This window comes from uncultured Aureimonas sp., from assembly GCF_913775355.1.
Taxonomy (GTDB): domain Bacteria; phylum Pseudomonadota; class Alphaproteobacteria; order Rhizobiales; family Rhizobiaceae; genus Aureimonas.
In genome coordinates this window covers 1-10114 of the sequence record NZ_CAJYIU010000215.1, presented here as the reverse complement: position 1 = coordinate 10114, position 10114 = coordinate 1, and the positions used below count along the sequence as shown (strand labels likewise).

7 protein-coding genes are annotated in these 10114 nt (G+C 67.9%); all 7 read right to left on the bottom strand.

What is annotated here, in order from left to right; genetic code table 11:
• Positions 1–285 (bottom strand): DeoR family transcriptional regulator (locus tag QZ753_RS13270; RefSeq protein WP_294644259.1); only part of this gene is annotated, 285 nt, incomplete at its 3' end.
• A 96-nt stretch (positions 286–381) separates the two neighbouring features.
• The gene (pyc, locus tag QZ753_RS13265; protein WP_294644258.1) at positions 382–3846 is read right to left on the bottom strand and encodes a pyruvate carboxylase; all 3465 of its coding nucleotides are present in this window, start codon (positions 3844–3846) and stop codon (positions 382–384) included.
• A gap of 123 nt (positions 3847–3969) precedes the next feature.
• Positions 3970–4365, bottom strand: a complete 396-nt coding sequence (locus tag QZ753_RS13260; RefSeq protein WP_294644257.1) for a VOC family protein — start codon at positions 4363–4365, stop codon at positions 3970–3972.
• A gap of 121 nt (positions 4366–4486) precedes the next feature.
• Positions 4487–5377, bottom strand: a complete 891-nt coding sequence (locus tag QZ753_RS13255; protein ID WP_294644256.1) for a DMT family transporter — start codon at positions 5375–5377, stop codon at positions 4487–4489.
• Positions 5378–5683: 306 nt separating this feature from the next.
• Complete coding sequence (locus QZ753_RS13250; RefSeq protein WP_294644255.1) at positions 5684–6742, bottom strand: Gfo/Idh/MocA family oxidoreductase; 1059 nt, start codon at positions 6740–6742, stop codon at positions 5684–5686.
• On the bottom strand, positions 6739–7524 hold the full coding sequence (locus QZ753_RS13245; RefSeq protein WP_294644254.1) for a ThuA domain-containing protein: 786 nt from the start codon (positions 7522–7524) through the stop codon (positions 6739–6741). The genes QZ753_RS13250 and QZ753_RS13245 overlap by 4 nt, the downstream gene beginning before the upstream one ends.
• Before the next feature lie 70 nt (positions 7525–7594).
• Positions 7595–10114 (bottom strand): malto-oligosyltrehalose synthase (gene treY / locus QZ753_RS13240; protein WP_294644253.1); only part of this gene is annotated, 2520 nt, incomplete at its 5' end.

The following is a 10114-nucleotide window of genomic DNA, read 5'->3' as shown; positions in this document are numbered from 1 at the left end:
AAGCGTGCGCGCGATCGCATGACCCAGCATCGCCTTGCGGTCCTGCGCCTGCATCCGCCGCGTGTTCAGCGATCCGTCGAGCGGCGCGGCCGGCAGGGCGCCGCCATAGACGCGACGGCATTCGTCGCGTGCGGCAAGCTCGCGCAGATCACGCCGCACCGTGTCCTCCGAGACGCCAAAGTTGGCGGCAAGCTGCGCGGCAAGAACCCGCCCGTCGCGCTTCAGCCATTCGCGGATCACGGCCTGACGCTGTTCGGCCATGAGATGGGGCAGGACTTCGTTCATGCAGCCTCCTCGTCGTCGGAGGCTCATGCACGATCATGCATGGTTCGTCAAACAGGCAGGAACCGGCGAGACTGCCGGCTCCTGCGCGCCGGCATGCTAGCCCGCGGTAAACACGACCAAGAGGTCCTTGGCGTCGATCTGGTCGCCGGCCTTGACGTGGACGGCCTCCACCGTGCCGTCGGCTTCGGCGTGGAGCGCGGTCTCCATCTTCATCGCCTCGATCGACAGGAGCACGTCGCCCGCCTTCACGCTCTGGCCGGGGCGCACGGCGAGCGTCGAGACGACGCCCGGCATCGGGGCCGCGACATGCGCCGCGTTGCCGGGTTCGGCCTTCGGGCGCGCGGCGCCCGAGCCCGAACCCTTGGCGCGGTCCGGCACCTTGATGCGGCGCGGCTGGCCGTTCAGCTCGAAGAACACCGTCTTCTTGCCCTTCTCGTCCGTGTCGGCCGAGCCGAGCGAGCGGATGACTAGCGTCTTGCCGGGCTCGAGGTCGACGAGGATCTCCTCCTCCGTCTCGATGCCGTAGAAGTAGTTCGGCGTCGGCAGGGTCGAGACGGGGCCGTAGGTGTCGGCGGCAACAGCGAAGTCGGTGAAGACCTTCGGGTACATCAGGTAGGAGGCGAACTCCTGCGCGCTGACCTTGCGGCCAAGCTTCTCCTCGACCTTCGCGCGTTCGGCGTCGAGGTCGGCATCCGGGATCAGCGAGCCCGGGCGCTCGGTGATCGGCGCCTCGCCCTTCAGGGCCTTCTTCTGCAGGCCTTCCGGCCAGCCGCCCGGCGGCTGCCCGAGATCGCCGTGCAGCATGGAGACGACCGATTCCGGGAAGGCGATGTCGCGCGAGGGATTCTCGACGTCGGCGACCGAAAGATCCTGCGCCACCATCATCAGCGCCATGTCGCCGACGACCTTGGAGGACGGCGTTACCTTGACGATGTCGCCGAACATCAGGTTCGCCTCGGAATAGGCCTTCGCCACCTCGTGCCAGCGCGTGTCGAGGCCGAGCGAGCGGGCCTGCTCCTTGAGGTTGGTGAACTGGCCGCCCGGCATCTCGTGGAGATAGACCTCCGACGCCGGTCCCTTCAGGTCGCTCTCGAAGGCGGAATACTGGTTGCGCACGGCCTCCCAGTAGAAGGAGATGCGACGGATCGCGTCCTGATCGAGGCCGGGGTCACGCTCCGACCCCTTCAGTGCTTCGTTCAGCGAGCCGAGGCAGGCCTGCGAGGTGTTGCCGGACAAGGCGTCCATCGCCGCGTCTACCGCATCGACGCCGGCATCGACCGCCGCGAGGATCGTCGCCGCCGCGATGCCGGACGTGTCGTGCGTGTGGAGGTGGATGGGGAGCCCCACCTCCTCCTTCAGCGTCTTGATCAGCGTGCGGGCGGCCGCGGGCTTCAGGAGGCCCGCCATATCCTTCACGCCGAGGATATGCGCGCCCGCGCGCTCCATCTCCTTGGCGAGGCTCACATAGTACTTGAGGTCGTATTTCGAGCGGGCCGGGTCGAACAGATCGCCCGTGTAGCAGATCGCGCCTTCGCACAGCTTGCCGGACTCGATCACCGCGTCGATCGAGACGCGCATGTTCTCGACCCAGTTGAGGCAGTCGAAGACGCGGAAGAGATCGACGCCGCCGACGGCCGCCTCCGCCACGAAGCGCTTCACCACATTGTCGGGGTAGTTGGTGTAGCCGACGCCGTTGGAGCCGCGCAGCAGCATCTGCAGGAGGATGTTCGGCGCCTTTTCGCGGATCGCGCTAAGGCGCTCCCACGGGTCCTCGGTCAGGAAGCGCATGGCGACGTCGAAGGTCGCCCCGCCCCAGCATTCGAGCGAGAGAAGCTGCGGCAGCGCTCTCGCGTAGGCATCCGCGATGCCGACGATGTCGTGCGTGCGCACGCGGGTCGCGAGCAGCGACTGGTGCCCGTCGCGCATCGTCGTGTCGGTGACGAGGACTTCGGCCTGCGCGAGCATCCAGTCGGCAAAGCCCTTAGGCCCCAGTTCCTCCAGCCGCTGGCGCGAGCCGGGCTGGATCGGCCGGTCGAAGAGCGGCGCGACGGGCTTGCGGGCGTCCGCCGGCGGCTTCGGGCGCCCGCGTGTCTCGGGATGACCGTTGACCGTGACATCGGCGAGATAGGTCAGGAGCTTCGTCGCGCGATCCTTGCGCTTCACCTGCGCGAAGAGTTCGGGCGTCGTGTCGATGAAGCGCGTCGTGTACGAGTTGTCGGCAAAGGCCGGGTGCGTGATGATCGCTTCGAGGAAGGTGAGGTTCGTCGCGACGCCGCGAATGCGGAACTCACGCAGCGCGCGGTGCATGCGCGCGATCGCCTCTTCCGGGCTCGGTGCCCAGGCCGTCACCTTTTCCAGCAGCGGATCGTAGAAGCGCGTGATCACCGCGCCCGAATAGGCCGTGCCGCCGTCGAGCCGAATGCCGAAGCCCGTCGCGCCGCGATAGGCGGTAATGCGGCCGTAGTCGGGGATGAAGTTCTGCTCGGGGTCCTCGGTCGTGATGCGGCACTGGAGGGCGTGGCCGTTGAGGCGGATGTCCTCCTGGCGCGGCACGCCGCTCTCGGGCGTCCCGATCGCATGGCCGTCGAGGATGTGGATCTGCGCCTTCACGATGTCGATGCCCGTCACCTGCTCGGTGACGGTGTGCTCGACCTGGATGCGCGGGTTCACCTCGATGAAGTAGAAGGCGCCCGTATCGGCATCCATCAGGAACTCGACGGTGCCGGCACCCACATAATTAGTCGCCGCGCAGATGGCGCGCGCGTAGGACGCGAGTTCGCGCCGCTTGGTATCGTCGAGATAGGGAGCCGGCGCGCGCTCCACGACCTTCTGGTTGCGGCGCTGGATCGAGCAGTCGCGCTCGAAGAGATCGACGACGGTGCCGTGCGTGTCGCCGAGGATCTGCACCTCGACATGGCGCGCGCGCTCGACGAGCTTTTCGAGATAGACCTCGTCCTTGCCGAAGGCGGCCTTGGCCTCGCGCTTGGCCTCGGTCACCTCGCGCGCGAGGTCCTCTGCCTTCCGGATCGCGCGCATGCCGCGCCCGCCCCCGCCCCACGAGGCCTTCAGCATCACGGGGTAGCCGATGGTCTCGGCAAGCCGAGCGACCTCCGCCATGTCGTCGGGCAGCGGGTCGGTCGCGGGCACCACCGGTACGCCGACTTGCGTCGCGAGGTTGCGCGCGGCCACCTTGTTGCCGAGGCGGCGCATCGTGTCGGCCGTCGGGCCGATGAACGTAATGCCGGCCTCCGCGCAGGCATCGACGAATTCCGGGCTCTCGGACAGAAGGCCGTAGCCCGGATGGATCGCGTCGGCGCCGGACTCCCTGGCCACCCGGATCACATCCTCGATCGAGAGGTAGCTCTCGATCGGCCCGAGGTCGCGGGACAGATGGGGCCCGCGGCCGACCTGATAGCTCTCGTCCGCCTTGAACCGGTGAAGGGCGTACTTGTCCTCCTCCGCCCAGATCGCCACCGTCTTCAGGCCCAACTCGTTCGCCGCGCGGAACACGCGGATCGCAATCTCGGACCGGTTGGCGACAAGGATCTTGGATATGGGCACGAACGCTCCCCCCGGACTTCACAGATTCTTCACTTCGCAAGCTAAATACGAAACTGCGCCCGTTGCAATGCAGCGAGCGCAGCGCGGAAGGATCGTCCGCGATCTAACGACGGGCTTTGAGTCTCAGGCGAAGCGCCAGCTGCGCTCCAGCACCTCGATCCTGTAGCCGTCCGGGTCCGCGATGAAGAAGAAGCGCGCCTTGCCGCCGGTCGGCGGCGTCAGCTCGCGGATGGCCTGCGGCGCCAGATCTTCGGCCTCCAGACGCGCCCGCTCGGCCTCGAGGTCGGCGACACTGACGGCGAGATGGCCGTAGCCATCGCCGAGGTCGTAGGGCGTGGTGCGGTCCTTGTTGACCGTCAGCTCCAGCTCGAAGCCCGTTTCCGCGTTCGACATGTAGATCAGCGTGAAGGTGTCGAAGTCGATGCGGTCGGCGACCGCCAGCCCGAACGCGCGGGCATAGAAGTCGACCGAGCGCGCCTCGTCGCGAACGCGGATCATCGAGTGAATGAGCTTGGCCACGATGCGGGCTCCTCTGCTGCCGGTTGGGCAGCGGGAGATAGGCCGGTAGCCGGACAATAAGAAGCCCGCCGGCGCGGGGCGCGGGCGGGCTCGCGTTGATCGGTGTCGACGTGGCGTGCGATCAGGCTCGCAGCAGCCGCGCCCGCCAGCTGCGGGCGGGCGTCGCGCTCGGCGAACCGCCACCGAGCGTCGACAGGCCGCAGAAGCCGACGAGCGCCATGCCGGCGACCGCGATCGGATCAGGCACCTCGCCGAAGAAGAGCGCGCCGAGCACCGCCGCCCAGACGATCTGGCTGTACTGCGTCGGCGCGATCTGGCTCGCCTGCGTGACGCGGGCCGCCATCACGATCGCGATGTGGCCGATGCCGGCGCACAGGCCACCGAACACGAGGATCGGCATGTCGCGCACCGTCGGCACCACGAAATGCGGAAGCATGGCGAGGCCGTTGACGCAGACCGCCGCCAGAAGCACGGCGCCGACCAGCGTCAGGCGCTTCTCGGTGGGTCCGAGCGTGCGCAGGATGATGACGGTGAGCGCGCCGACGAAGGCGCAGGCCAGCGCCGCCAGATGCCCGAGCGACAGGGCGTTGAAGCCCGGACGCACCACGAGAAGAACGCCGGCGAGACCACCGAGCAGCGACGCCCAGCGCCCGAGCCCGACGACCTCCTTCAGGAAGATCGCCGAGAGCACCGCGACGAAGACCGGCAGGAGGAAGATCAGCGCGTAGGCTTCGGCCAGCGGCAGCGACACGAAGGCGTAGGTCGCGGTCATGCCGCCGATCGTGCCGGTCGCCATGCGCGCCAGCACCAGCCAGGGGCGCTTCGGCGTCACGATCGAGCGCCAGGTGTCCTCGGGGCGCTTCGACAGGAGCGCCGGGAACAGGGCGAAGAGGGAGATGAAGAAGCCGATTTCGAAGACCGGCATCGAGGAGGAGCCGAGGGCCTTGGCGGCGGCATCCGAGCAGGAATAGGCGAGATACGCCAGGAAGGCGAGAAGGATTCCGGTATGCATCGCAGTGCGGCTTCGAGGGTGCGGGAACAGGGACAAGCCGGCGTCGCGATCTGGCGATCATCTGCCCCGTAGGGCGCGTTTTCGTGTTGAGGCGGTCGGCATGCGCAACATCGCGCATGTCGGTTGATAGTCCGTTTATGTGCGCCGCGACAACGTCGCCAAATGCCTGATTCCGATCATCTTCTCTTACTGAGCGGCACGACGCGTGATGACACCTTGCGGCCCTCTTCATTGCGGCAAAAGCATGGAAACGGCATGTCGCGCAAAAGAAATACGGACCTGTTGCAGGCGAGCGGTGGATGCCTCTCAGAGAGCCCGGAGCCAGCGCCCGTCCCGGTCCGAGACGAAGCAGAGATCGAGGAGCTTCTGGATCTCGGCGGCATGGCGGAAGTCCGGCTGGCCGTTCTCACCGGTCATCAGCGCCATCGCGAAACGGTGCTCGTTGCGCGGCGTGGCAGGGCACTCCACCGGGCGCCAGGTCTGCGTCTCGATGTCCGCACCCAGACATGCCTCGAGCCGCGAATCCTTATGGTTCGCCCAGATGCGCAGCGCACCCGCCTCGCCGTAGATCGCAAGGTTCAGATCGTTGAGCGTGCCCGTGGCGTAGCGCGTCATATGGACGGTGCCGAGCGCGCCGTTCTCCATCTCGATGGTCATCGCGACGCTGTCGTTGACGTCGAGCGTATAGTCGCCGATCTTCCCGCCCTCGGCCTTGTCGTAGGTCTTCATGCGTGCCTGAAGCGCGGCGACGCTGAGCGTCGTGCCGAAACAGGCGAAGTCGAGGATGTGGATGCCGATATCGCCGAGCACCCCCTTCGAGCCGTGGGCCGCGGACAGGCGCCAGAGCCAGCGCTCGTCGGTCCGCCAGTCGCCCCAGTGCGGGCTCGTCAGCCAGCTTTGGAGGTAGCTCGCCTCGAAGTGTCGGATGGTGCCGATCCGCCCCTCCTCCACCAGCCGGCGCGCCATCTGGATCGCGTGCGCATTGCGGTAGGTGAGGTTGACCATGTTGACGAGCCCGGCGCGCTCGGCGGCTTCCGTCATCTCCATCGCGTCGGGGTAATTCAGGGCGAGCGGCTTCTCGCAGAAGACCGGCTTGTCCGCCGCGATCAGCTGGAGGCTCGTCGCCTTGTGCGCGCCGTCCGGCGTCGAGTTCACCGCCGCGTCGAAGCCGCCCCACGCGATCGCCGCGTCGAGCGAGCCGAAGGCTCCGGGGATCGCATGCTCCTCGGCGAAGGCGCGGGCGCGCGCCTCGTTGGTGTCGACGGCGGCCGCGAGCCGGCATCCGGGAATGGCGGCGAAGTGCTCGGCATGGCGGTGGGCGATCGAACCCGTGCCAAGGATCAGGATGCGCTTCTCGGCGCTCACCGGAAGCCCTCCTCCCCGGCCTCGTGCAGCGACAGGCCCTTCTTGACGATCCGCTCGCGCGCCGCCTCGATCGGCACGTTCGGCGCGTTCGAGACGTCCTTCCAGGGTTCGGCAGGGTTGTAGGCCCAGCGCACCGCATTGCGCAAAACGGTCTGCACCTGCCGGTCGTGATAGATCGGATAGGTCTCGTGGCCGGGCTCGAAATAGAAGATCCGCCCTGCCCCGCGCTGGTAGGTGAGCCCCGAGCGGAACACCTCGCCGCCCTCGAACCAGGAGACGAACACCGTCTCCAGCGGCTCGGGCACGAGGAACGGCTCCCCGTACATCTCCGAGTTCGGGAGCTCGATCGCCGTCTCGATGCCGCGCGCGATCGGATGCGACGGGTTGATCACCCACAGCCGCTCCCGCTCGCCCGCCTCGCGCCAACGCAACGAACAGGGCGTTCCCATCATCCGCTTGAAGATCTTGGAGAAGTGTCCGGAATGGAGCACCACGAGACCCATTCCCTCGTTCACCCGCTGCTGCACGCGATCGACGATCTGGTCGGAAACGCGGCCATGCGCCTTATGTCCCCACCAGACGAGGACGTCGGTCCCGTCGAGCCGCGACTGCGGCAGGCCGTGCTCCGGCTCCTCCAGCGTTGCGGTCGTGGCCTCGATCTCGCGGTCCTCGCGGAGCGCGTCGGCGATGGTGCGGTGAATGCCGTGCGGGTAGATCGACCGCACCGCCTCGTTCTCGTTCTCGTGGAGGAACTCGTTCCAGACGACGGTGCGGATCGGCATGATGTGCCTCCTTCACAGGCAGAAGCGGGAGGGATTGATGGAGCCGGCGGCAACGGACCGCCGACCGCCCTCAGTCGGCGACGAGGAGCGCCACCGGCAGATCGGCGAGGAGCTTCGAGAGCGGCAGCGATGCCGCGCCCGCGACCGACTTGAGGTTCAGAATGTCCTCGAAGCGCGCGCCGGACAGTTGCGAGGGCAGCCGCACCGCCGTGTCGCCCCAGGCGGCGGCGTCCGGCATCGGCATTTCCGCCCCGTCGCCGAGAAGCCCGAGCGCCAGCCGCGGGACCACCGTCACCGCGAACCGTCCGTCCCGGTCGCTCCGCGCGAAAGCGAGCACATGGTCTCGCTTCTCGCCGGTCACCTCGAGCGGAATGTATTTGCCCGTCGTGAACAGCTCCGGCGCCTTGACACGCGCCTTGAGCGCGGCCGCCGTCAGCTTCGCCTTCACCCGGCCGTCCCGCCAGTGCGGCAACGCCTCGGCGACGCCGTGCCCGTCGGTCATCGCGGCCTGGCGGGCCTTGAAGTCGATCTTGCGACGGTTGTCCGGGTCGACGAGGCTGAGGTCGTAGAACTCGGTGCCCTGGTAGATGTCGGGCACGCCCGGCGCGGTCAGCTTCACCAGCGTCTGCGACAGCGAGGTCAGCGCGCCGGCGACGACGAAGGGCTGCACCTCCCGCCAGAAGCCTTCGAGGAAGTCGCCGCTCTCCCCCTTCGAGAGCGCCGCTTCGACGAAGCCCTTGAGGGCGCTCTCGTAGGCCTCGTCCGGCGCGGTCCAGGTCGTGAAGCGCTTGGCCTCGCGTGCGCCCTTTTCGGCAAAGGCGGTGAGCCGCTCGGACAATTCCTTGCGCATCGCCTCGTCGGCGGGATCGAAGTCGGCCGGGATGACGCCGAGAAGCGCCTGATAGAAGCCCCATTCGGTCGCCGGGTCGGGTGATACCCCGGTCTCGCCGACATCCTTGCGCCAGGGCGCGAGGGTCTCCGCCGCCTTCGCCGCGATCCCGGCCCAGCGCTCCGGGGCCTCGCTGATCGTGTACTGGCGGGCGCGGGCGTCCTCGCCGCGCTTGGTGTCGTGGGTGGAGGAGGCCATCAGCCCTTCGGGCTGGTCCTTGAGCCGGATCGCCATCTCACGGTGGAAGGCCGGCACGTCGGCGCCGTAGTGATCCGGCTCGCCGCCAACCTCGTTGAGGGCGATCAGGCGGTTGTAGCGGTAGAAGGTCGTGTCCTCGACAGCCTTCGCCATGACCGCGCCGGTGGTCTGCTGGAAGCGGCGGGCGAAGGTCAGCGCGCCCGTCACGTCCTGCCCGTCCTCGAAGTCGAGCTTCAGGAGGCGGCCGACGAAGGCGACCGGCCGGTTGGCCTCGACCTCGCGGCGGGACTGGGCAAGCGCCACGGCATCGTCGATCACCTGGATGTCGGGCTCCGGCACGCCGTCGACGCTCGCATAGGTGCGGTAGACGGGCAGCGCGGCGGCGACCTCGACGATCGAGCGCATCATCGCGTCGCGGCCGAAATCGCGCGTATCGAGGTCGCGCGCGGCGACCGATAATGCCGTGTCGGTGAGGAAGGTGAGTTCACCCGCGAGGTTGTGGCTGAAGATCAGGCGCTTCTGCTCGACGATCATCTGGCGGAGGTCCTCCTCCGTGCCGATGAAGTCGGCATAGGCCTTCGTCATCGCCTCCTCTTTCGAGGCGTCGACATAGAGGCCGGACAGCGCCGTGATGAACTCGTAGCCAGTGGTGCCGGCGATGTTCCAGTCGCGGCGCAGGCGCTCGGGGCCCGTCAGGATCTTCTCGACATGAATCGTCACGTCGCGCCCGATCGCCTCGAACGCGCGGTGGAGATCGGCCAGATAGTTCTTCGGGTCGGCGACGCCGTCGACGTGGTCGATGCGGATGCCGTCGAGCCTGCGCTCGCGGGCGAGGCGCAGGATCGTGCGGTGCGACTCGCGGAAGACGCGGCGCATCTCCTGGCGGACGCCGATCAGGTCGGCGATCTCGAAGAAGCGGCGGTAGGACAGCTTCTCGCGTGCCAGCCGCCACCAGGCGAGGCGCCACGCCTGCGCCTCATGCAGCGTGTGAAGGGCGGTCTTGTCGGCGTTGATCGCCTCAACGCCGGCCTTCAGCGCGGCGAGGAAGGCGGGATCGGCGACGTGCTCGGCGAAGCGCTCGTTCAGCTCCTCGCCGTCGGCGGGCACGGCGGCCGAGAAGCGGCGCACCATGCGGTCGCGCTCGGGATGGTCGACAAAGGCGAAGACGTAGCTCAGCGTGCGCGGATCGAGCGGCAGCTCGTAGCCGCCGGCCGAGAATCGCAGCTCGCGGCGCTCCTCGTTGTAGACGACCGAGAGATCGCCATCCTTCAGCGCCTCGCCATAGGGCTTGCCGAGGGTCGGCACGAGGATCTTCTCGGCCTCCCACGAAATGTCGAAGGTCTGCGCGAAGTGGCTGTCCTGACCCCAGCGCAGGACGTCCTCCCACCAGGCGTTGGCCGGCGAGACGCCCATGTGGTTGGGCACGAAGTCGAGGATGAGGCCGAGATCGGCGGCGCTCAGCGCGTCCGACAGCGTGTTGAACCCCTTGTCGCCCCCGAGGTC

Excerpts from the sequence above, each read along its gene's own strand:
- QZ753_RS13255 (WP_294644256.1), bottom strand. The coding sequence starts at position 5,377 with ATGCATACCGGAATCCTTCTCGCCTTCCTGGCGTATCTCGCCTATTCC.
- QZ753_RS13245 (WP_294644254.1), bottom strand. The coding sequence starts at position 7,524 with ATGCCGATCCGCACCGTCGTCTGGAACGAGTTCCTCCACGAGAACGAG.